The following is a 20,482-nucleotide window of genomic DNA, read 5'->3' as shown; positions in this document are numbered from 1 at the left end:
CCTTTTGTCGCACAAGTTGCATGGCGTCGCATCCTGCCAGTACGTGACCGGCCCGCCGGCCCGACACCGCCGCCGGGCCCGCCGGTCTACCCGGCTGGCTCACAATGGGGCGGGTGAACGCTTTCGCCCCGAACGACCCGTCCGCCGACGACCGGTCCGACGCCCCCGCCCCTTCCCCGGGCTCCCGGCCCGGATCGAGCGGGGGAGACCCCCTCGCCGCCTTCCTGGCCCTGCGCACTCCCGAAGGCACCGCGCTCCTGGACGAGCTGCGGTCGTACGACCCCGCCCAGGAACTCGCCACCGCCACCCGGCTGCGCCGCACCCACCCGGCCGCCCTGGTGTCGGCGGCGCTGGGGCAGGCGCGGCTGCGGCAGCGGGCGGTGGCGAAGTTCGGCGCCGAGGACGCGTACCGGATGTTCTTCACGCCCAACGGCGTCGAGCAGGCGACCCGTACGTCGGTGGCCGCCCATCGCGCGCGGCGGTTCGCCGGGACGGGTGCGGTGCGCTCGGTCGCCGACCTCTGCTGCGGGATCGGCGGCGACGCGATCGCGCTCGCGCGGGCGGGCATCTCGGTGCTCGCCGTGGACCGCGACCCGCTGACGGCCGAGGTCGCCCGCGCCAACGCCGCCGCGCTCGGGCTGGACGGGCTGATCGAGGTGCGGTGCGCCGATGTCGCCGAGATCGACACCACGCCGTACGACGCGGTCTTCGTCGACCCGGCCCGGCGCGGCGGCAGGGGCAGGATCTTCGACCCCGAGGCGTACTCGCCGCCGCTCTCCTGGGCGACCGCCGCCGCGCTCGCGGCCCCCCGCGCCGCGCTGAAGATCGCTCCGGGCATCCCGCACGAGGCGATCCCGGCGCAGGCGGAGGCCGAATGGATCTCGGACGGCGGGGACGTGAAGGAGGCGGTGCTCTGGTTCGGCGAGGGCTTCGCGGCCGGTTCGTACCGCGCCACCGTGCTCCCCGCCGGGGCCACGCTGTGGTCCGGGGCCCCGCTGCCCGCCCCGCCCGTCGGTCCGGTCGGCAGCTATCTGTACGAGCCGGACGGCGCCGTCATCCGCGCCCATCTGGTCGCCGACGTCGTCGCGCGGTGCGAGGGCCGGCTGATCGACGAGACCATCGCGTACATCACGAGCGACCGGCCGTACGAGTCCCCGTACACCTCCGGGTACCGGATCACCGACGAGCTGCCCTTCAACATGAAGAAGCTGAAGGCGCTGCTGCGGGAGCGGAAGGTGGGCGTACTGACCGTCAAGAAGCGCGGCTCGGCGGTCGAACCGGAGGAGCTGCGACGCCGGATGAAGCTCCAGGGGCCGAACTCCGCGACGGTCTTCCTGACCCGGGTGGCCGGAGCGCCGACGATGCTGATCGGCCACCCGCTGACCGGCCCGGCCTGAGGCGCCGGGCGGCCGGTCAGGCGAGGTCGGTCAGTTCGTCCGCGTACACCTGCGAGAGCGGCTGGGGGCCCACGTACTGCTGGCAGTTGCACTGCCCGGACTCGAAGCGGACCGGCTTCTTGGACTCGTCCCAGGCCGTCGGCACCTCGACCCGCTCATGGCACTTGCCCTGCTTGTCGTGCTTGGCGAGATGGTGCGTGCAGCCGCAGACCGGCTCCGGCGCCCTGTTCGCCGCTTCGAGGGCCAGCCTCTCCTGCTTGGAGGCCTCCAGCAGTTCCAGCTTGCGGTCGTGCCGATTGCGCAGTGCCGTACGGACGTTGTCGACGGCCCATCCGAAGCCGCCCGTCCAGAAGATGATGAGCACCCACCAGTACCACTCCATGTCGCCCTCCCCCGGCGTGACCCATGTGTCCCGTCAGGATAGTTCCGCGGTCAGCGGTGGGCACCGCCCCCGACGGAGAACAGCGGCTCCGGGGCGGGCGCCCCGGCCAGTACCCGCAGCACCCAGCGCCGGTGGGCGAATGCCTTGACGAGGCCGATGAGTCCGACGATCCAGCCGGTCAGCCCGAGCCCCATGACCAGGACGGCCAGGCCGTAGGCGCTTCCTTCCAGCGTGCCGCCGGCCGGGACCGCGAAGCAGGTGTACAGCCCGGCCGCGCAGAGCGCGAAGGACATCAGCAGCCAGGCGAGCGAGGCGCCCGGCATCCGCAGGGCCGCGTCGCGCGCCGGATCGCGGTCCAGGCCGCCCCAGGCGTCGAGCAGCCGGCGGATCCTGATGTCGCGGCGCAGGCCGACGACGACGAGGACGGCCGCGGGCACCACGCAGCCGACGCCCAGGACGGCGAGGAGCGCACCGATCCCGGCGCTGATGACGTCGTAGGACTCCTCGAAGGTGATCAGCGCCGTGCCCACCAGCAGCCAGCCGAGCGCGCAGAGCGCTCCCCACAGCCACAGCATCGCCAGCCGGCCCGGCGAGAGATGCGCCTTCACCAACATGCCGAGCACCGCGGCCCGGTCGGTCAGCAGGGCCTTCCGGTCGGGCCAGGAACGTATCTCCACGGGCGGTGGCGGCGGCGGCAGTTGAGCGCGGCGAGACATGGGGCAGACCCTATCGACCGCGCGGGCCGGCTCAGTTGTCGCGCACCGGCTCCGGGCCCGGCCCGCGCAGCCCGGCCGGCCCGTGCGGCGGCCGGGACTCAACGGCCGTCGCGGTCCGGATGCCCTGCGCGGTCCAGGAGCATCGCCCGTTCCCGTTCGTTGCGGGTCAGTGCGGCCGCCCGCAGGAACTCCGCCCTGGCCTCCTCCTCGCGCCCCGTCCTGGCGAGCAGATCGCCGCGGACGCTGGGCAGCAGGTGGTAGTCCTTGAGCGCCGGATCGTCCGCCAGCGCGTCGGCCAGGGCGAGACCGGCCTCCGGGCCGTGCGCCATCGAGACCGCCACGGCCCGGTTCAGTTCGACGACCGGGGACGGTGCGATCGCGGCGAGACGGTCGTAGAGGGCGGCGATGGTGGCCCAGTCGGTGTCCGCGTACGTCGCCGCCCGCGCGTGACAGGCGGCGATCGCGGCCTGCACGGTGTACGGGCCGAGCCCGGCGCCCTCCCCGGTCGCCGCCACGGCCCGCTCCAGGGCCGCGACCCCGCGCCGCACCAGCAGGTGGTCCCAGCGGGCCCGGTTCTGGTCGGCGAGCAGCACCGGCGCACCGTCCGGCCCGGTCCTGGCGGCGGTGCGGGAGGCCTGGAACTCCAGCAGCGCGGCCAGTCCGTGGACCTCGGGCTCCCGCTCCATCAGACCGGCGAGCACCCGGGCCAGCCGCAGCGCGTCCTCGCACAGCGCCGGGCGCAGCCAGTCGTCGCCCGCGGTCGCCGCGTACCCCTCGTTGAAGATCAGGTAGATCACTTCGAGCACGGAGCCGAGGCGGGCCGCGCGCTCCGGCCCGTACGGCACCTCGAAGGGGATGCCCGCGCGGCCCAGGGTCCGTTTCGCCCGGACGATGCGCTGGGCGACGGTCGGTTCGGGGGCCAGGAACGCCCGGGCGATCTCGTCGGTGGTGAGGCCGCCGAGCAGCCGCAGGGTGAGGGCGATCCGGGCCTCGGTGGAGAGCACCGGGTGACAGGCGGTGAAGATCAGCCGGAGCAGGTCGTCATCGATGTCGTCCGCCGCGGCGGGCTCGGGCGGCGGCACGTCCTCAAGGGCCCGCCCCACCTCGGCGAGCTTGCGCGCGTAGGTCTCCTTGCGGCGTACGAGATCGATCGCGCGGTTCCTGGCGGTGGCCATGAGCCAGGCGCCCGGCCGGTCCGGGACACCTGACTCCGGCCACTGTTCCAGTGCGGCCACCAGCGCGTCCTGCGCGAGTTCCTCGGCGATGCCGACGTCGCGCACGATGCGGGTGACGCCCGCGATGATCCGCGCGGACTCGATCCTGAAGACCGCCTCGACCGCCGCGGTCGCGTTTGCTGCCGTCATGATCACTCATCACAGCAGCCGTACCGGGCCGCGGCAAGCACGCGCACCAGGGCGTGGCCGCCCGGCCGGAGGCCACGCGGCAGGCCCTCAGGCGCCCAGGGTGGCCTCGTCGATCTGGCGGACCTCGGAGGTCACGGTCCAGTTCTCCGGGTGGCACCGCAGGAAGCGCCGGGTCCATTCCAGGGCCTCCTCCTTGTCCTTGACCTGGAGGATGGCGTAGCCGCCGACGACCTCCTTGGTCTCGGTGAAGGGCCCGTCGGTGTGGGTGAGCTTCCCGCCGGACCAGGTGACCCTGGTCCCCTGGGAGGTGGGGGTGAGCCCCGCCGTCTCCAGCATGACGCCCGCCTTGGTGATCTCCTCGAACAGGGCGCCCATGCGCTTCTCGAAATCGGGGTCCGGGGCGTCGAAGGGGTTCTGCTCGTCGATACGGATCAGTGACATGAAGCGCGGCATGGTGACTCCCAGGTCGAACGGGCGGGGGCTTTCCCCGCCTCTCACCCTTGCGTCGAACGGGACCCGGCCGGATCGACAGTTCCCTGGAAATTCTTCTGAGAAATTTCCGGACCGGCCACCGGAGCGGTCTCCGGGCCGGTCACCGCGGCCATCTCCGCGCCGGTCACCGCGGCCATCTCCGCGCCGGTCACCGCAGCCGTCTCCGCGCCGTTCGCCGCAGCCGTCTCCGCGCCGTTCGCCGCGGCCGTCTCCGCGCCGTTCGCCGCAGCCGTCTCCGCGCCGGTCGCCGCAGCCGTCTCCGCGCCGGTCGCCGCGGCCCCCGCCGCAGCCGCCCGTTCCCGCCCCCGTCCCGGGAGCAGCACCAGGGCCACCAGTGCCGCGACGGCGAGCAGCCCGGCGCAGACCCAGAACGCCGCCGAGTACCCGGCCGCCAGGTCGGCCGGACGGTTCCCGTCGCCGGTGACCCGGGCGGCGACGGTGACCAGGACCGCGAGCCCCAGCGAGCCGCCCACCTGGCGGGAGCTGTTCAGCAGCCCGGAGGCCATGCCCGTCTCCTCGGGCGCCACATCGGTCGTGGCCGCCGTGCCGAGCGGTACGAAGCACATCCCGATGCCGATGCTGCAGACGAGGGACGGGCCGAGGATCGAGTACAGGAAGCCGCCGTCCGCCCGCGCCGTCGCCGCGAATCCGGCCAGGCCGAGCGCGGCCAGGAAGCCGCCGAGCGCCAGCAGCCGTCCGGTGCCGAGCGCCGCGACCGTACGGGTGGCGACGAGCGAGCCGGCGACGACGCCCGCCGAGAACGGCAGGAAGGCGATTCCGGCGGCGGTCGGCCCGTAGTCGAGCACCTGCTGCATGTAGAGCGAGACGAAGTAGAACGCGGCGAACTGCCCGGAGCTCAGCAGCAGGCAGACGACATTGGCGGTCAGCACCGGCCGCCCCCTCAGCAGCCCGGGACGAAGTAGCGGGGTGCGGGCCCGCAGCTCGACGACGAGGAAGACGGTCAGCAGCAGCACGGCGGCGCCGAGCGTGCCCAGCGTCCGGGCCGACCCCCATGCGTCGGCCGATGTCCGTACGAGCCCGAGGACCAGCAGTGTCGTACCCGCGGTGGCCAGCAGCGCTCCCGCCACGTCGAGCCGGCCGCTGCCACGGGCCGGCTCGCCCCGCAGTCCGCTGCGCACGGCCCCCACCAGCGCGAACCCCACGATCGGCACATTCACCAGCATCACCGCGCGCCAGCCCGCCGCATCGGTGAGCACCCCGCCCGCGAGCACGCCGACCGCGCCGCCCGCCGCGCCCGCCATGCCCCACAGCCCCAGGGCGCGGGAACGGGCGGGCCCGGCCGGGAAGGCCAGGGCGATCAGGGCGAAGGCGACCGGGGCGAGCGCGGCGGCGCCGATCCCCTGCACCGCCCGCGCGGCGATCAGCCCGCCCGGCGACCGGGCGAGTCCGCCCGCCAGGCTCGCCACGCCGAACAGCACCAGGCCCGCCGTCAGGATCCGGCGGCTGCCGAGCAGGTCGGCGAGCCGCCCGCCGAGCATCAGCAGCCCGCCGAAGGCCAGCGCGTAGGCGTTCACCACCCACAGCAGCCCCTGGGGTGTGAAGCCGAGATCGCCGCGCATGTCCGGCAGCGCGACGTTCACCACGGACATGTCCAACGCCACCATGAACTGCACGGTGAGAGCCACCGCCAGCAGCCAACGCGTATGCCGTGACTGATCGCTCACGACGTCCCCTTCCCTCGCGGTCGTACGGTCGAGTCATTACTATACGCGTATAGAAATTACGTGCGAGGGGCCCCGGGAAGGAGCGGGAGCAGTGGTACGGGAGACAATGCCGAGGTGGCAGGGACCGAGAAGAAGCAGGCACCGACGGAGCAGGCACCCATAAAGAAGGCGCCTGCGAAGAAGCAGGCGCCTTCGAAGCGGTCCGTGGGGCGGCCACGCAGGCTCGACCCGGACGCGATGGTCGCCACCGCGCGCCGCATCATCGAGGAAGAGGGCGTGGACGCCCTCAGCATGCGACGGGTGGCGAAGGAGCTCGGCTCCACCCCGATGGCGCTCTACCACTACGTGCAGGACAAGGACGAGCTGCTGATGCTCACCCTGTCGGGCACCGCGGCCGCCTTCCCCCGCCCCGAGCTGCCCGAGGACCCGCGCGAGCGGCTGCTCGTCGTGGCCGTGCACATGCACGGCATCCTGGCCCGGCTCCCGTGGGTGCTGGACGTCCTGGCGCTGGGCGAGCTGACGGACAAGAACGCGCTGTGGATGGTCGAGGAGATCATCGACTCGGCGCTCGCCTGCGGCCTCTCCCCCGCCCAGGCGGTACGCGCGTACCGGACGATCTGGAGTTACGTCTACGGCGACCTGGTCTTCCGCCGGGCCGCCGAACGCCGTACGCGGACGCCTCCGGGCAGACGCTGCTTCCCCGAGATGGTGACGGAGGAGGACGCGGCGACGCTGCCCCGGCTCGCCGCGATCAAGGACGAGTGGCGGGCGTACGCCGCCGACTACGAGGTGGCGGACGAACTGGACGCGATCGTCCGGGGACTGATCGAGCGGGCGACCGCCACCGGCTGAGGGGCGGTCGGCCGGCGCCGGGTCCGCTCCCTAGAAGCCGCTGCCCAGCGACTCGAAGCGCCAGCGGTGCACCGGACGGGTGATCAGCTCGGCGTCGGGCTCCGGGAGTTCGGGCAGCTCGTCGCCGTACTCCCCCACCCACCAGGTGATGACCAGGACCCGGTCCTGCGGGGCGCGCAGCAGCTCGCGGCGGAGCGGCTCACGGGCCAGCTCGGCCGACCGGGCCCGCGCCCACTCCAGGAGTTCGGCGCCCCGGCCCGCCACGGCACGGGCCTCCCACATGAGTGCGACGGTCATGAGTAGAGGTTGTCCTTGCTGATCTCGTGGACGTGGTCGTGGTCGTGGCCGTGTGCGGAGGCGCCCGGCACATGGGTGTCGGTCACCGGCAGCGAGGAGTCCGCGGACAGCTCCAGGTCCGAGGCCGGCCGGTTGCGGGCGACCATCTCCGCGCCCAGCGCCGCGACCATCGCGCCGTTGTCCGTGCACAGCCCGGGGCGCGGCACCCGCAGCCGGATGCCGGCCCGCTCGCACCGCTCCTGGGCCAGCGCCCGCAGCCGCGAGTTGGCCGCGACCCCGCCACCGATCATCAGGTGGTCGACGCCCTCGTCCTTGCAGGCCCGGACGGCCTTGCGGGTGAGCACGTCCACGACGGCCTCCTGGAAGGACGCCGCCACGTCCCGTACCGGCACCTCCTCGCCCGCCGCGCGCTTGGCCTCGATCCAGCGGGCCACCGAGGTCTTCAGACCGGAGAAGGAGAAGTCGTAGGCGGCATCGCGCGAGCCGGTGAGCCCGCGCGGGAACGCGATCGCGGCCGGGTCGCCCTCCCTCGCCAGCCGGTCGATGACCGGGCCGCCGGGGAAGCCCAGGTCCAGCACCCGGGCGATCTTGTCGAAGGCCTCGCCCGCCGCGTCGTCGATGGTCGCGCCCAGCGGCCGTACGTCATTGGTGATGTCCGGCGCGAGCAGCAGCGAGGAGTGGCCGCCGCTGACCAGCAGCGCCATCGTCGGCTCGGGCAGCGGGCCGTGCTCCAGCTGGTCGACGCAGATGTGCGAGGCGAGGTGGTTGACCCCGTAGAGCGGCTTGTTCAGCGCGTACGCGTACGCCTTGGCCGCCGATACGCCGACCAGCAGCGCGCCCGCGAGCCCGGGGCCCGCGGTGACGGAGATGCCGTCGAGGTCGCGGGCGCTGATCCCGGCCTCCTTCAGGGCGCGCTCGATGGTGGGGACCATCGCCTCCAGATGGGCGCGGGAGGCGATCTCCGGGACGACGCCGCCGAAGCGGGCGTGCGTGTCGACGCTGGACGCCACGGCGTCCGCCAGCAGCGTCGTACCGCGGACGATGCCGACGCCGGTCTCGTCGCAGGAGGTCTCGATGCCGAGTACGAGCGGTTCGTCAGCCATCAGTCAGTCTCTGTTTCCTGTACGTGTTCTTGCACGTGCTCTTGTACGTGGAGGCGCATGACGAGTGCGTCGATGTTCCCCGGCTGGTAGTAGCCGCGGCGGAAGCCGATCGGCTCGAAGCCGAAGCGTTCGTACAGCTTCTGGGCCCGGGTGTTGTCGACGCGGACTTCGAGCAGCACCTCGGCGCACTCGAAGGCCGTGGCGTGCTTCAGCAGGTCGGTGAGGAGCACGGAGCCGAGGCCGCCGCCCCAGTGGTCGCGGGTGACCCCGATCGTCTGCACGTCGGCGAGGTCGCCGGCCGCGGCGAGGCCCGCGTAGCCGACGATCCGGCCGGTGACGAGGTCCTCGGCGACGACATAGCGGCGGGTGGCCCGGGGGCCGCGCGCGTGCGCCAGCTCGGACCAGAACATGCCGGCTGACCAGGCGTCGTCCGGGAACAGCTCGTGTTCGAGCTCCAGCACCGGATCGATGTCCCACCAGCGCATCTCGCGCAGAACGGCAGTCGTGCTCGTCACTTCGGGGTGACCACCTTGTAGTTCTTCGGCACCTGGGCGTCGGGCCTGCGGAGGTAGAGCGGCTGCGGCGGCAGCAGCTCCGCGCCCGCGGCGAGCCGCTCGGCGGCGAGGGCGGCCAGCGCGCCGGCGCTGACGTGCTCGGGCTCCCGGGCGTCCGGGAACGCCTCGGGGTAGAGCACCGCGCCCGCTCCGACGACCGGAAGCCCGGCGAGCTGTTCGGCGATGTCGGCGGGCCGGTCGACGGCGGGCCCGGTGACCCGGGTGCGCGGGTCGTCGTATCTCGCCCAGTAGACCTCCTTGCGGCGGGCGTCCGTCGCGACGGCGAACGGGCCCTCCAGCCCGGCCCGGCCCGCTGCGTACGCGAGACCGTCCAGGGTGCACAGCCCGTGCACGGGGACGGAGAGGGCGGAGCCGAAGGTGGCGGCGGTGACCAGACCGACCCGGAGCCCGGTGTACGGTCCGGGGCCGACGCCGACGACCACGTCCGTCACGGCGTCGAGTTTCACGCCGGCCTCGGCGAGCACCCGGTCGACGGCGGGCAGCAGCAGCTCCCCGTGCCTTCGGGCGTCGACCTGTCCGGACTCGGCGACGACGGAGGTCCCGTCGTGAAGGGCGACGGTGACGGCGGGGGTGGCGGTATCCACGGCGAGCAAGAGCACGCAAACAGCCTACGGCTCCGCCGACGGGGGCACTGCGCCCCGTACGGCGTCCCGGCACGACCGGTCCCGGCTGCTACCGTCACCGTGCACACGCGGGTACGACGTAAACGCTAAACGCTTGTACGACATACGGAAGCGAAAGGGGCGCGCACGGTGTCTAGGGGCAGCTCGGGAATCGTGGCCGGGCTCACTGCGGCGGCGCTCGTCGCCGTCGGCGTCCTGGCCTTCCAGGCATCGGCGAACGCCCCCGACAACCTGGCGGCCCCCAAACCGAAGGCTTCCGCCACCGCCACCGAGCACGCGAAGCCGAAGGAGAAGTCGCGCCCGGCCGCGCTCCCGGCGCACTCCGGCACCGGGAAGCGGGTCGTGTACGCCCTGGAGGACCGCCGCGTGTGGCTCGTCGACGCGGACGGGAAGGTGGAGCGGACCTTCGAGGTCATGCCGAGCGCGCTCAGCCCGCGGCCCGGGACCTATCAGGTGAACACCCGCCAGGGCACCCCCACCAAGGGCTCGGACGGCGTGATGATCGAGCACGTGGTGCGGTTCGCGATGGTGGACGACGCGTCCGTCGGGTTCAGCGCGGCGGTGGACGGCTCGATGGAGAGCCCGGACCCGACGCTGAAGACGGGTGGCGTGCGGATGTCCCGGGCCGACGGGGACGCGATGTGGGACTTCGCGATGGTGACCACGAAGGTCGTCGTCGTCCCGTAGGCCCCCGCGCCTCCCTGGGCCGCCTCAGGCCTCCCTGGGCCCGGGAAGATCGGATCCGGAGCGGGGCCCGGGGGCGGCCGGAGCTCCGTCGCCCTCGTCCTCCCTCTCGCCCTCGCCCTCACCGGCGTCCGCGGACGGGGGCGGCGTGGAAACCGCCGTGGCCGCGGCACAGGCCGCCAGCAGGTCCTTCATCGATGGCGGCGGCGGCACTTCACGTTCGGCGGACGTCGTCATGGATGCCTCCTGGGGCTCCGGCGGAAGGCGTGGTTAGGCAGGCCTAACCAGCTCTCGTCATCCATGTGACCACGCCCGGACCGCCCGGCGCAACAATTTGCCGACAGCCTGTCGGAATCCGGCCCCGCGCTCAGACCTCGCCCAGTCCCGCCCAGCGCGCGCCGATCCCCACCAGCGTCACCACGCGCCGCTCGTCGTCCGTGTCGCCGACCGCGCGGTGGATCACCACCTGCAGGCGGTCGTCCGAGAGCTCCTCGACCTTGCCGTCGCCCCACTCCACGACCACCACCGACTCCGGCAGCGACACATCGAGGTCCAGGTCCTCCATCTCGTCGAGACCGCCGCCCAGGCGGTACGCGTCGACGTGGACCAGTGCCGGACCGCCGGTCAGCGACGGGTGGACACGGGCGATCACGAAGGTGGGGGACGTGACCGCGCCGCGCACTCCGAGGCCCTCGCCGAGGCCCCGGGTCAGCGTCGTCTTCCCGGCGCCGAGCTCGCCGGTGAGCATCACGAGATCGCCGGGCCTCAGGATCGCGGCGATCCGGCGGCCGAGCGCCTGCATCTGTTCGGGGGAGTCGACGGCCAGGCCGACGGTGACGGTGCCCGGCGCGGCACCCTCGGTGGCCTCAGCCGCCAGGCTGTTGTGCGGTGCTTCCATGTCCGCCAACGTTAGCCGTTGGCGGCACGGCTCCGGCGCGTACCAGCAGGTCCGCCATCCGGTCCGTGACCGTCTCGGGGTGCTCCAGCATCACCAGATGGCCCCCGTCCGGGACGATGACCAGCTCCGCGTCCGGGAGCTGGTCCGCGATGGTCTCGCTGTGCGAGCTGGGCGTCACCAGGTCCTTGTCGCCCGCCAGGATCAGCACCGGCATGTCGCGGAAGGCGGGCAGCGCGCCGCTCTTGTCGTGTTCGGTGAAGGCCGGATAGAACTCGGCGACCACATCGATCGGGGTGGACTCGATGAGCCGCTCGGCGAACCGCTCCACCGCCGGGTCGACGTCCCGCGAACCGAACGAGTACCGCTTGATCAGCCCGGCGAAGAGGTCGGCGGTCGCCCGGCGGCCCCGTTCCACCAGCTCGGCCTGGGAACCGAGCGCCCGCAGCACCCCGGGCAGCACCCGCCGCACCGCGTTCACGCCCGCGACCGGCAGCCCGAAACTGACCTCGCCGAGCTTCCCGCTCGACGTGCCGACGAGGGCGACGGCGGCGACCCGGTCCCGGACCAGCGCGGGGAACTGGTCGGCGAGCGCCATCATCGTCATGCCGCCCATCGAGTGCCCGACCAGCACCAGCCTGCCCTCGGGGGCCGCCGCGTCGATCACCGCCTTCAGATCGCGGCCCAGCTGGTCGATGCCGACCGTCACCCCGTCCGCCTGGGCCCGGCCCCGCTCGGAGCGGCCGTGACTGCGCTGGTCCCAGTGGACGGTGCGCACCAGACCGCGCAGCGCCGCCCGCTGGAAGTGCCAGGAGTCCTGGCTGAGGCAGTAGCCGTGGCTGAAGACCACGGTCACCTGCGCGGGATCCTTGCGGCCGAAGAGCCTGCGGCGGCGCGTTCCGGAGCCGGCCGGCTCGGCCCCGCCCGCGGCGGTCCCCGTGGCGCCGTCCGGTTCGACCTCGTCGACCTCGTAGTACAGCTCGGTGCCGTCGTCGGCGGTGGCCCGGCCCGGCAGTCCGCGCAGCGAGCCGTACGGCCCGGTGGCGTCCAGGGCCAGCCTGGCCCTCCTGCGCATGCCCCGGCCGACGGTGAGCCGCTCGACCGCGACACCGGCCGCCGCGCCCGCCGCGATCACGCCTATGGCGGCTCCGGCGATACCCGCCCGGCGCCAGCCGGCCGCCGCAGCGGCGGCCGTCGCCGCCGCGTCCCCCGCGCTGATCTCGCTCACCGTGCCGCGCTCCTCGTCGCTCGTGTCCGTCAGGTCAGGGCCGGTCCGTTCCGGTCGTGATCAGATCGTGCCCGGTCGGCGGTGGGCGATCGGTCAGGACCCGGCCGGGACCGCGTGCAGATGCACACGCGGTACACGGGTGCCGATCCGGGTGACGATCTCGTACGCGATCGTGTCGGCGGCCTGCGCCCAGTCCTCGGCGCTCGGCTCGCCCCGGTCCCCCGGGCCGAAGAGCACCGCCTCGCTGCCGACCTCGACCTCGTCCCCGTCGAGGTCGACGACGAACTGGTCCATGGCCACCCGGCCGGCGATCCGCCGGGTGACCCCGCCGACCAGGACCGGGGCGCGGCCGGAGGCGTGGCGCGGGATGCCGTCCGCGTAGCCGACCGGCACCAGGCCCAGGGTGGTCTCGGCGGAGGTCGTGTAGTGGTGGCCGTAGCTGATCCCGTGGCCGGCCGGCACCTGCTTGACCAGGGCGATCGACGCGACGAGCGTCATGACGGGGCGCAGCCCGAAGTCGGCCGGGGTGCCCAGCTCGGGGCTGGGCGAGATGCCGTACATCGCGATCCCGGTCCGGACGAGGTCGAAGTGCGCCTCGGGGATCGTCAGCGTCGCCGGGGAGTTGGCCATGTGGCGCACCTCGGGGTCGACGCCCTCCTTCTCCGCGTGCGCCACCATGTCCCGGAACACGGCCAGCTGGGCGGCGATGGAGGGGTGGCCGGGCTCGTCGGCGCAAGCGAAGTGGGACCAGAGGCCGGTGATCCGGACGGTGCCCGCGTCCTCCGCGGCCCGGGCGGCGGCGACCAGCTCCGGCCAGTCGGCGGGCTGGCAGCCGTTGCGCCCGAGGCCGGTGTCCGCCTTGAGCTGGATCCGGGCCGGGATGCCCGCCTCCGTGGCGGCGGCGACGACCTCGCGCAGGGCCCACATCCCGCTCACCGATACATCGATGTCGGCCTCGACGGCCTCGCGCCAGGGGCCGCCCGGGGTCCACAGCCAGCACATCACCCGGCCGCCGAGTCCGGCCGCCCGCAGGGCGAGCGCCTCCTGCGGCGTCGCGGTGCCCAGCCAGGTCGCCCCGGCCTCCAGCGCGGCGCGGGCGCAGGGCACCGCGCCGTGCCCGTAGGCGTCGGACTTGACGACGGCCATGAGCTGCGCGCCGCCCGCCCGCGCGCGCAGCACACGCACGTTGGCGCGCAGTGCGTCGAGGTCGATCTCGGCACGGGCTCTCAAGGACGCAGTCTCGTTCATCGCGCCCAGTCTCTCAGAGGCGTACGGCAGCGCCCTCGGGCGGCAGGTCACCCGACAGCCCCTCAGCGACGGCGCAGCTCGTGTTCCAGCTGGTCGACGATGACCGGGACATGGCTGTGCGGTACGTCCTTGACGGCGGTGACCAGGGTCACCGGGCCGCCCGCCCGGACCAGTTCGACCAGTTCATGGACGGCCGCCGTGTGGGCGGGGTCGGCCAGTTCGGTGCGGTAGCGCTCGACGAACTCGTCGTAGCGGGTCTCGGTGCGGTCCTCGTGGTACCAGTCGCGGAGCTCGTTCGACGGGGTGATGTCCTTGAGCCACTTGTCGATCGCGGCCTTCTCCTTGGACTCGCCGCGCGGCCAGAGCCGGTCGACGAGGACGCGGGTGCCGTCGCCGTCCTCCTTCGGCTCGTACACCCGGCGTACGCGTACGTCGCTGCTGCTGCCCACGGTCGGCCCTCCTGTCGGCTGCGGTCGGTCCCCGCCGGGCCCATGATCACTCAGGCCCGTACGTCCCGCCACGCCACCGGGATCGCCTCCGCGACGTCCTGCGCGGCGACGGGCGAGCCGTCGGAGGCGTGGCGGGCGGCGAGTCCGTGCAGATGGGCGCCGGCCGACGCGGCGTCGCGCGGGGCGAGGCCCGCGGCGAGCAGGGAGCCGGTCAGCCCGGAGAGGACGTCGCCGCTGCCTGCCGTGGCCAGCCAGGAGGTGCCGGTGGGATTGACCCGTACGGGTGTGTCCGGGCCGTCACCGGCGACCAGGGTCGTCGAGCCCTTGAGCAGGACCGTGGCACGGTAGCGGGCGGCCAGTTCCCGTACCGCGGCGAGCCGGCCCGCCTCGACCTCCTCGCGCGGGACGCCGAGCAGCGCGGCGGCCTCGCCGGCGTGCGGGGTGAGCACGGTCGGCGCGGTGCGCGCGCGCACGGCACCGGCGTCCAGCAGCCGCAGCCCGTCCGCGTCCACCAGCACCGCGACATCGGCCGCCAGCACGTCCCGGACCGCCTCGGCGGCCTCCGCGCCGTCGCCGAGTCCGGGCCCGACGACCCAGGCCTGCACCCGCCCCGCCTTCGACGGCGGCCCCGCGTGGACCAGCGTCTCCGGGTGACGGGCGATCACCGCGGCCGCGCCCGGGCCGACGTACCGCACGGCCCCCGCGCCGCCCCGCAGCGCCCCGGAGACGGCCAGCACCGCCGCCCCCGGGTAGCGCGCGGAACCGGCGACGACTCCGACGACCCCGCGCCGGTACTTGTCGCTCTCGGCCCCCGGGACGGGCAGCAGGGCCGCGACGTCCGCGTACTGGAGCACCTCCAGCTCGGGTACCCCGGGCAGTTCGGGCCCGAGCCCGATGTCGACGAGGTGCAGCGCGCCGGCCCGTTCGGCGGCCGGGTCGACGAGCAGGCCCGGCTTGTACGTGCCGAAGGTGACGGTCACATCGGCGCGCACCGCCTCGCCGAGCACCTCGCCGGTGCCGGCCTCGACGCCGCTGGGCAGGTCGACGGCGACGAGCGGCGCGCCGGTCGCCGCGAGGGCCCGCACCAGCTCGGCGGCGTCCGGCCGCAGCCCGCCCCGTCCGCCGATGCCGGTGATCCCGTCCACCACGAGATCGATGTGGCCGCCCCAGGCGTCCGCGCCCTCGGCGATCCGTCCGCCGGCCGCGAGGAGGGCCGCGAGGCCGCCCTTGTGGACGCGGTCCGGCGCGGTGAGCACGGCGCGCACCCCGGCGCCCCGGCGGGCGAGCCGGGCACCCGCGTACAGCGCGTCGCCCCCGTTGTCGCCGCTGCCGACGAGGAGGACGACCCGGGACCCGTACACCCGGCCGCGCCGCCGCAGCACATCGGCGCAGGCCGCGGCGAGTCCGGCGGCGGCGCGCTGCATCAGCGCGCCCTCGGGCAGCCGGGACATCAGGGCCCGCTCGGCGGCCCGTACGGTATCGACGCTGTAGGCGGTACGCATGTGCTCAACCCTCCGCGATCACCACGGCCGACGCCACCCCCGCGTCATGGCTGAGCGAGACGTGCCAGTGCCGTACGCCCAGCTCGGCGGCGCGGGCGGCGACGGTGCCGCGGACCCGCAGCCGGGGCTGCCCGCTGTCCTCGACGTACACCTCGGCGTCCGTCCAGAGCAGCCCGGCGGGCGCGCCGAGCGCCTTCGCGAGGGCCTCCTTCGCCGCGAACCGGGCGGCGAGCGAGGCGATGCCGCGCCGCTCGCCGCTGGGCAGCAGCAACTCCCGCTCCAAGAAGAGCCGCTCGGCCATCTGCGGCGTACGTTCCAGTGCCGCGTCGAACCGTTCGATCTCGGCCACGTCGATCCCGACCCCGATGATCACGCGTGTTCCCTCATCCCTCGCCGACTTGCTTGCATGCATGCAAGCTAGCCGGACCGGGGATCACTCCACGGTCACGGACTTCGCGAGATTGCGCGGCTGGTCCACGTCGTTGCCGCGTGCCGTCGCCAGTTCGCAGGCGAAGACCTGCAAGGGCACGGTCGACACCAGCGGCTGGAGCAGCGTGGGCGTCACGGGAATCCGGATCAGATGGTCGGCGTACGGGACGACCGCCTCGTCGCCCTCCTCGGCGATGACGACGGTGCGGGCGCCGCGGGCCCTGATCTCCTGGATGTTCGACACGACCTTGTCGTGCAGCAGTGACCGGCCGCGCGGCGACGGCACCACCACGACGACCGGGAGGCCGTTCTCGATGAGCGCGATCGGGCCGTGCTTGAGCTCACCGGCGGCGAAGCCCTCGGCGTGCATGTACGCGAGCTCCTTGAGCTTCAACGCGCCTTCCAGGGCCACCGGATAGCCGACGTGGCGGCCCAGGAAGAGCACGGTGTCGTGACCGGCGAGGGAGCGGGCGAGTTCGCGTACCGGCTCCATGGTCCCCAGGACCTTCTCGACGGCGCCGGAGATCTCGGAGAGCTGGCGGATGACGGTGCGGATCTCGTCGCCCCACTTCGTCCCCCGGATCTGTCCGAGGTACAGGGCGACGAGGTAGCAGGCGACCAGCTGGGTGAGGAAGGCCTTGGTGGAGGCGACGGCGACCTCGGGCCCGGCATGCGTGTAGAGCACGGCGTCGGACTCCCGGGGGATGGTGGAGCCGTTCGTGTTGCAGATGGCGAGGACCTTGGCGCCCTGTTCCCGGGCGTGCCGCAGGGCCATCAGGGTGTCCATCGTCTCGCCGGACTGCGAGATCGCGACGACCAGGGTGCGCTGGTCGAGGATCGGGTCGCGGTAGCGGAACTCGCTGGCCAGCTCGGTCTCGCAGGGGATGCGGGTCCAGTGCTCGATGGCGTACTTGGCGATCATCCCGGAGTGGAAGGCGGTGCCGCAGGCCACGATGACGACCTTGTCGACCTCGCGCAGCTCGTGCGGCGGGATGCGCACCTCGTCGAGGCGGAGCGAGCCCGAGCCGTCGATCCGGCCGAGGAGCGTGTCGGCGACGGCTTTGGGCTGTTCGGCGATCTCCTTGAGCATGAAGTAGTCGTGGCCGCCCTTCTCGGCGGCGGAGACGTCCCAGTCCACGTGGTACTCACGGACCTCGGCGGGCCGCCCGTCGAAGTCGGTGACGGTGACCCCCTCGCGGCGCAGCTCGACCACCTGGTCCTGGCCCAGCTCGATCGCGGAGCGGGTGTGCGCGATGAACGCGGCGACGTCGGAGGCCAGGAACGCTTCGCCCTCACCCACCCCCACCACGAGCGGCGAGTTGCGCCGGGCCCCGACCACGGTGCCGGGCGTGTCCGCGTGCACGGCGACGAGGGTGAACGCGCCCTCCAGCCGGCGGCAGACCTGCCGCATCGCCTCCGCCGGGTCGGCGCAGGAGGAGTACGCCTCGGCCAGCAGATGGGCGACGACCTCGGTGTCGGTCTCGGAGGCCAGCTCATGGCCGCGCTCGGCGAGTTCGGCGCGCAGGGCGGCGAAGTTCTCGATGATCCCGTTGTGCACGACGGCGACGCGGCCCGCGTTGTCGAGGTGCGGGTGGGCATTGGTGTCGGTGGGGGCGCCGTGGGTGGCCCAGCGGGTGTGTCCGATCCCGGTGGTCCCGGCCGGGAGCGGTGCCTCGGCCAGCGCCTTCTCCAGATTGACGAGCTTGCCGGCCTTCTTGGCGGCGGCCAGGCCGCCGTCCGCGAGCACGGCGAGGCCCGCCGAGTCGTAGCCCCGGTACTCAAGGCGCTTGAGACCCGCAACGACGACGTCCTGCGCCGACTGCCCTCCGACGTAACCGACGATTCCACACATACCGTTCCCTTCCTGGCCATCTACCCCTCTTCTTCGCATCGTCGCAGAAGGCGAACGGGGCGGCAGGGAGGACGGTGTGGGGCGAGCGGCGGGCGGCCGGGCCCCGGACCCAGCCGCCCCGCCGGGTCCGCAGGCCCTGTCCTCGGCCCATGCCCGCCCGCGAAGGGCACGCTCCCCGCACCGCGCGGCGCCGGCGGTCCGCCCGCCGCGGACGCGAGCCCGGTGCGGCAGCTGCTCCACGACGACTCCGGGGTCAGCGGCCCCGTCACGTACGAGCCCGACCGGGTGCCGTACGACAGCTCCGCCGCGGCCGGGAACGGCAAGGACGAGGACTCCCGCACGGCACCTGAGGTCCACCGGGACGCGAACACGCTGCCCGACGACCCGGCGCGGCTGCCGACGACGATCCGCTCGTTCTGTCCGACCGGCCGCACGGCCGACGGCCCGCCCGAGGGCAGGGCACAGCACAGCTTCCGCGCGATCGGACCGATGGCCGAGGCCTGCCCGGTCGCTCCGGCCGCCCTCGCCCGGATCCACCGCGCCATGGCCACCATCCCCGGCGTGCGGGTCACCGGCCACCTGGTGAAGGACGCGGCCGGGCGCGAGGCCATCGCCATCACCCGGAAGGAGGACAGCGGCCACGAACAGCGGGAGATCCTGCCCGACCCGCACGACTCCGGCCACGTGGGTCAGCGCTTCGTGGTCACCGAGGACTACACGTACGAACTCTCCAGCGGCAAGGCGCAGGGCCCGGCGTCCGGTTTCAGGGCGGGACGGATCCTGACCGGCGACGCCCGGGTCGAGGCCGCCGTCGTCGACGCCGAGGGCGAGAAGCCCTGATCCCGCGGAGACCGTGAGCCGGGTCCGGTGTCCGCCGCCGGGGAGCGGACACCGGACCCCGCCGTCGGCGGCGGGTGGCCCCGGGTGCATCATGGCGTCGCCGCCGACCGGCACCGATTCCGGTCGGCGGGACGGGAATTCGGGGGTGGGGCGCGTGTCGGATGCCGAAGGGCCGGTCACACCGCCGCGGCGCCCGCCCTGGGACCTCCGGCCCTCCCGGCCGTTCCCGGGCCCGCCGCCGCCCCGGCGCGGGATGTCGAACGGGGCCGCCGTCGCACTGGGGCTGGGCGTCGGGGCGGTCCTCCTGGTGCTCGTCCCCGTGGGACTGCTCGCCCTGGTGATCCTGCTGCGCTTCGTGAACATCCCCCCGGAACCGGACGGCCCGCCACTCGTGCTGACGCACAGTCAACTGGTGGGCGTCTGGCAGGACGGACAGGGCGGCCGGCTCGTCCTCGCCGAGGACGGCACCTTCAGCGCCACGCACGTCTGCGGCGACTACACGGACTCCCGCACCGGCGACAGCTCCGGATTCGGCTTCCCCTCCACCATGACCGGGCCCGGCACCTGGGAGTCCGTCGTGAACACGACCCGGGACCGTGCGACGGAGCTGTCCACCTCATTCGCCCCCGGCCGTGTCAGCGGACAGCTCACCGCCAGGGGCAAAGCCGATTCCCCTCTCCTGTGGACCTTCATCGGCGACCCCGACAGCGGAGAGCTCTGTGTGCTGAGGAAGGCGGGCGCACGGCCGTGAGCGACGGCGACGGTACCCCTGTTCCCCCTCCCCCACGTGACCGAGCCCACCCTCCACCGCGTGGAAACTCCCGCAACAATGAACCCGTGATCACTTCGCCGCCACGGAGCACCCACCGACGCGCCGAGCATGCGGCGACGCCGTACGTCGACCTGTCCCGCGCCGAGTGGAGCGCCCTGCGCGACAAGACGCCGCTCCCGCTGACCGCCGACGAGGTGGAGCAGCTGCGCGGACTCGGCGATGTCATCGACCTCGACGAGGTACGGGACGTCTATCTGCCGCTCTCCCGGCTCCTCAACCTCTACGTCCAGGCCACCTCGGGTCTGCGCGGCGCCCTGAACACCTTCCTCGGGGACGCGGGCGGCGGCCACGGCGCGCAGCGCGGCACCCCGTTCGTCATAGGCGTCGCGGGCAGTGTCGCGGTCGGCAAGTCCACCACCGCGCGCATCCTCCAGGCGCTGCTGGCCCGCTGGCCCGAGCATCCGCGCGTGGAGCTGGTGACCACGGACGGGTTCCTGCTGCCGATGAAGGAGCTCCGGGCCCGCGGCCTGATGTCGCGCAAGGGGTTCCCCGAGTCGTACGACCGGCGCGCCCTGACCCGGTTCGTCGCCGACATCAAGGCCGGCAAGGACGAGGTGACGGCGCCGGTCTACTCGCACCTGATCTACGACATCGTGCCGGACGAGCGGCTCACCGTACGCCGCCCGGACATCCTGATCGTCGAGGGGCTGAATGTGCTTCAGCCCGCGATGCCCGGCAAGGACGGCCGGACCAGGGTCGGGCTCGCCGACTACTTCGACTTCAGCGTGTACGTGGACGCGCGCACCGAGGACATCGAGAGCTGGTATCTCGACCGGTTCCGGAAGCTGCGGGAGACGGCGTTCCAGAACCCCTTCTCGTACTTCCGCAAGTACACCCAGGTCTCCGAGGAGGAGGCCATGGAGTACGCGGCGACGATGTGGCGGACCATCAACAAGCCCAATCTGGTGGAGAATGTGGCGCCCACCCGGGGCCGTGCCACCCTGGTGCTGCGCAAGGGCCCGGACCACAAGGTCCAGCGCCTGTCACTGCGCAAACTCTGACAGCCTCCGAGTCCGCGAGCCCCCTGGGAGTGGCCA

General features: G+C 73.4%; 23 protein-coding genes. 6 read left to right on the top strand and 17 right to left on the bottom strand.

The window, feature by feature from the left end; genetic code table 11:
• Positions 1 to 104 precede the first annotated feature (104 nt).
• A complete protein-coding gene (locus AB0D53_RS06265) occupies positions 105 to 1,397 on the top strand; it encodes a class I SAM-dependent methyltransferase (RefSeq protein ID WP_362440783.1) in 1,293 nt (430 codons plus the stop codon).
• A gap of 16 nt (positions 1,398 to 1,413) precedes the next feature.
• On the opposite strand, the gene AB0D53_RS06260 is transcribed toward AB0D53_RS06265, so the two are convergent.
• The 5 genes from AB0D53_RS06260 to AB0D53_RS06240 all read right to left on the bottom strand — a co-directional run bounded on the left by AB0D53_RS06260 (position 1,414) and on the right by AB0D53_RS06240 (position 5,976).
• Entirely contained in the window at positions 1,414 to 1,779 is a 366-nt protein-coding gene (locus tag AB0D53_RS06260; protein ID WP_329818684.1) for a hypothetical protein, read from the bottom strand.
• Positions 1,780 to 1,829: 50 nt separating this feature from the next.
• On the bottom strand, positions 1,830 to 2,495 hold the full coding sequence (locus tag AB0D53_RS06255) for a hypothetical protein (protein WP_362440779.1): 666 nt from the start codon (positions 2,493 to 2,495) through the stop codon (positions 1,830 to 1,832).
• A 98-nt stretch (positions 2,496 to 2,593) separates the two neighbouring features.
• Positions 2,594 to 3,859 carry a sigma-70 family RNA polymerase sigma factor gene (locus tag AB0D53_RS06250; RefSeq protein ID WP_362440776.1) on the bottom strand — a complete coding sequence of 422 codons (1,266 nt, stop codon included), beginning with the start codon at positions 3,857 to 3,859 and terminating at the stop codon, positions 2,594 to 2,596.
• A gap of 87 nt (positions 3,860 to 3,946) precedes the next feature.
• Positions 3,947 to 4,312, bottom strand: coding sequence for a YciI family protein (locus AB0D53_RS06245; protein WP_362440773.1), 366 nt, complete (start codon positions 4,310 to 4,312; stop codon positions 3,947 to 3,949).
• Between the two features lie 41 nt (positions 4,313 to 4,353).
• Positions 4,354 to 5,976 carry an MFS transporter gene (locus tag AB0D53_RS06240; RefSeq protein ID WP_362441055.1) on the bottom strand — a complete coding sequence of 541 codons (1,623 nt, stop codon included), beginning with the start codon at positions 5,974 to 5,976 and terminating at the stop codon, positions 4,354 to 4,356.
• A 219-nt stretch (positions 5,977 to 6,195) separates the two neighbouring features.
• On the opposite strand from AB0D53_RS06240, the gene AB0D53_RS06235 reads away from it, so the two are divergent.
• On the top strand, positions 6,196 to 6,888 hold the full coding sequence (locus AB0D53_RS06235; protein WP_362441052.1) for a helix-turn-helix domain-containing protein: 693 nt from the start codon (positions 6,196 to 6,198) through the stop codon (positions 6,886 to 6,888).
• Between the two features lie 30 nt (positions 6,889 to 6,918).
• Here the strand turns inward: AB0D53_RS06235 and AB0D53_RS06230 are convergent, their stop codons facing one another.
• The 4 genes from AB0D53_RS06230 to tsaB are packed head-to-tail and all read right to left on the bottom strand — an operon-like array spanning position 6,919 to position 9,462.
• The gene (locus AB0D53_RS06230) at positions 6,919 to 7,185 is read right to left on the bottom strand and encodes a hypothetical protein (RefSeq protein ID WP_362440770.1); all 267 of its coding nucleotides are present in this window, start codon (positions 7,183 to 7,185) and stop codon (positions 6,919 to 6,921) included.
• Positions 7,182 to 8,288: a tRNA (adenosine(37)-N6)-threonylcarbamoyltransferase complex transferase subunit TsaD gene (gene tsaD, locus AB0D53_RS06225; protein WP_362440767.1), complete on the bottom strand. Its 1,107-nt coding sequence runs from the start codon at positions 8,286 to 8,288 to the stop codon at positions 7,182 to 7,184. The genes AB0D53_RS06230 and tsaD overlap by 4 nt, the downstream gene beginning before the upstream one ends.
• Complete coding sequence (gene rimI / locus AB0D53_RS06220) at positions 8,288 to 8,803, bottom strand: ribosomal protein S18-alanine N-acetyltransferase (protein WP_329818677.1); 516 nt, start codon at positions 8,801 to 8,803, stop codon at positions 8,288 to 8,290. The genes tsaD and rimI overlap by 1 nt, the downstream gene beginning before the upstream one ends.
• A complete protein-coding gene (gene tsaB, locus AB0D53_RS06215; protein ID WP_329818676.1) occupies positions 8,800 to 9,462 on the bottom strand; it encodes a tRNA (adenosine(37)-N6)-threonylcarbamoyltransferase complex dimerization subunit type 1 TsaB in 663 nt (220 codons plus the stop codon). The genes rimI and tsaB overlap by 4 nt, the downstream gene beginning before the upstream one ends.
• 153 nt (positions 9,463 to 9,615) lie before the next feature.
• Here tsaB and AB0D53_RS06210 point away from each other — a divergent pair, with 153 nt between their 5' ends.
• Positions 9,616 to 10,173, top strand: coding sequence for a L,D-transpeptidase (locus tag AB0D53_RS06210; protein WP_362440762.1), 558 nt, complete (start codon positions 9,616 to 9,618; stop codon positions 10,171 to 10,173).
• A gap of 24 nt (positions 10,174 to 10,197) precedes the next feature.
• On the opposite strand, the gene AB0D53_RS06205 is transcribed toward AB0D53_RS06210, so the two are convergent.
• The 8 genes from AB0D53_RS06205 to glmS form a co-directional block, all read right to left on the bottom strand.
• Positions 10,198 to 10,407: a hypothetical protein gene (locus tag AB0D53_RS06205; protein WP_362440759.1), complete on the bottom strand. Its 210-nt coding sequence runs from the start codon at positions 10,405 to 10,407 to the stop codon at positions 10,198 to 10,200.
• A gap of 130 nt (positions 10,408 to 10,537) precedes the next feature.
• Entirely contained in the window at positions 10,538 to 11,068 is a 531-nt protein-coding gene (tsaE, locus tag AB0D53_RS06200; RefSeq protein WP_362440756.1) for a tRNA (adenosine(37)-N6)-threonylcarbamoyltransferase complex ATPase subunit type 1 TsaE, read from the bottom strand.
• On the bottom strand, positions 11,037 to 12,293 hold the full coding sequence (locus AB0D53_RS06195) for an alpha/beta hydrolase (RefSeq protein WP_362440753.1): 1,257 nt from the start codon (positions 12,291 to 12,293) through the stop codon (positions 11,037 to 11,039). The genes tsaE and AB0D53_RS06195 overlap by 32 nt, the downstream gene beginning before the upstream one ends.
• A gap of 93 nt (positions 12,294 to 12,386) precedes the next feature.
• Positions 12,387 to 13,541 carry an alanine racemase gene (gene alr, locus AB0D53_RS06190; protein ID WP_362440750.1) on the bottom strand — a complete coding sequence of 385 codons (1,155 nt, stop codon included), beginning with the start codon at positions 13,539 to 13,541 and terminating at the stop codon, positions 12,387 to 12,389.
• A gap of 62 nt (positions 13,542 to 13,603) precedes the next feature.
• Positions 13,604 to 13,990: a DUF488 family protein gene (locus AB0D53_RS06185; protein ID WP_362440747.1), complete on the bottom strand. Its 387-nt coding sequence runs from the start codon at positions 13,988 to 13,990 to the stop codon at positions 13,604 to 13,606.
• 50 nt (positions 13,991 to 14,040) lie between these two features.
• Positions 14,041 to 15,492, bottom strand: coding sequence for an NAD(P)H-hydrate dehydratase (locus AB0D53_RS06180; RefSeq protein ID WP_362440744.1), 1,452 nt, complete (start codon positions 15,490 to 15,492; stop codon positions 14,041 to 14,043).
• A gap of 4 nt (positions 15,493 to 15,496) precedes the next feature.
• On the bottom strand, positions 15,497 to 15,904 hold the full coding sequence (locus AB0D53_RS06175) for a holo-ACP synthase (protein WP_329818666.1): 408 nt from the start codon (positions 15,902 to 15,904) through the stop codon (positions 15,497 to 15,499).
• 21 nt (positions 15,905 to 15,925) lie between these two features.
• Positions 15,926 to 17,773, bottom strand: a complete 1,848-nt coding sequence (gene glmS, locus AB0D53_RS06170) for a glutamine--fructose-6-phosphate transaminase (isomerizing) (RefSeq protein WP_362440741.1) — start codon at positions 17,771 to 17,773, stop codon at positions 15,926 to 15,928.
• Between the two features lie 222 nt (positions 17,774 to 17,995).
• Here glmS and AB0D53_RS06165 point away from each other — a divergent pair, with 222 nt between their 5' ends.
• The 3 genes from AB0D53_RS06165 (at position 17,996) to coaA (ending at position 20,446) form a co-directional block, all read left to right on the top strand.
• Positions 17,996 to 18,613, top strand: coding sequence for a hypothetical protein (locus tag AB0D53_RS06165; RefSeq protein ID WP_362440738.1), 618 nt, complete (start codon positions 17,996 to 17,998; stop codon positions 18,611 to 18,613).
• Between the two features lie 154 nt (positions 18,614 to 18,767).
• Positions 18,768 to 19,364, top strand: a complete 597-nt coding sequence (locus AB0D53_RS06160) for a hypothetical protein (protein ID WP_362440735.1) — start codon at positions 18,768 to 18,770, stop codon at positions 19,362 to 19,364.
• Positions 19,365 to 19,450: 86 nt separating this feature from the next.
• The gene (gene coaA, locus AB0D53_RS06155) at positions 19,451 to 20,446 is read left to right on the top strand and encodes a type I pantothenate kinase (RefSeq protein WP_362440732.1); all 996 of its coding nucleotides are present in this window, start codon (positions 19,451 to 19,453) and stop codon (positions 20,444 to 20,446) included.
• Positions 20,447 to 20,482: the final 36 nt, after the last annotated feature.

The organism is Streptomyces sp. NPDC048295 (assembly GCF_040652135.1).
In the GTDB taxonomy this organism is placed as follows: Bacteria; Actinomycetota; Actinomycetes; order Streptomycetales; family Streptomycetaceae; genus Streptomyces.
The sequence above is the reverse complement of the archived record's forward strand: the minus strand, read 5'-3'. Positions and strand labels throughout refer to the sequence as shown.

Excerpts from the sequence above, each read along its gene's own strand:
- AB0D53_RS06265 (WP_362440783.1), top strand. The coding sequence starts at position 105 with ATGGGGCGGGTGAACGCTTTCGCCCCGAACGACCCGTCCGCCGACGAC.
- AB0D53_RS06260 (WP_329818684.1), bottom strand. The coding sequence starts at position 1,779 with ATGGAGTGGTACTGGTGGGTGCTCATCATCTTCTGGACGGGCGGCTTC.
- AB0D53_RS06255 (WP_362440779.1), bottom strand. The coding sequence starts at position 2,495 with ATGTCTCGCCGCGCTCAACTGCCGCCGCCGCCACCGCCCGTGGAGATA.
- AB0D53_RS06250 (WP_362440776.1), bottom strand. The coding sequence starts at position 3,859 with ATGACGGCAGCAAACGCGACCGCGGCGGTCGAGGCGGTCTTCAGGATC.
- AB0D53_RS06245 (WP_362440773.1), bottom strand. The coding sequence starts at position 4,312 with ATGCCGCGCTTCATGTCACTGATCCGTATCGACGAGCAGAACCCCTTC.
- AB0D53_RS06240 (WP_362441055.1), bottom strand. The coding sequence starts at position 5,976 with ATGGTGGCGTTGGACATGTCCGTGGTGAACGTCGCGCTGCCGGACATG.
- AB0D53_RS06230 (WP_362440770.1), bottom strand. The coding sequence starts at position 7,185 with ATGACCGTCGCACTCATGTGGGAGGCCCGTGCCGTGGCGGGCCGGGGC.
- tsaD (WP_362440767.1), bottom strand. The coding sequence starts at position 8,288 with ATGGCTGACGAACCGCTCGTACTCGGCATCGAGACCTCCTGCGACGAG.
- AB0D53_RS06205 (WP_362440759.1), bottom strand. The coding sequence starts at position 10,407 with ATGACGACGTCCGCCGAACGTGAAGTGCCGCCGCCGCCATCGATGAAG.
- tsaE (WP_362440756.1), bottom strand. The coding sequence starts at position 11,068 with ATGGAAGCACCGCACAACAGCCTGGCGGCTGAGGCCACCGAGGGTGCC.
- alr (WP_362440750.1), bottom strand. The coding sequence starts at position 13,541 with ATGAACGAGACTGCGTCCTTGAGAGCCCGTGCCGAGATCGACCTCGAC.
- AB0D53_RS06180 (WP_362440744.1), bottom strand. The coding sequence starts at position 15,492 with ATGCGTACCGCCTACAGCGTCGATACCGTACGGGCCGCCGAGCGGGCC.
- AB0D53_RS06175 (WP_329818666.1), bottom strand. The coding sequence starts at position 15,904 with ATGCATGCAAGCAAGTCGGCGAGGGATGAGGGAACACGCGTGATCATC.
- glmS (WP_362440741.1), bottom strand. The coding sequence starts at position 17,773 with ATGTGTGGAATCGTCGGTTACGTCGGAGGGCAGTCGGCGCAGGACGTC.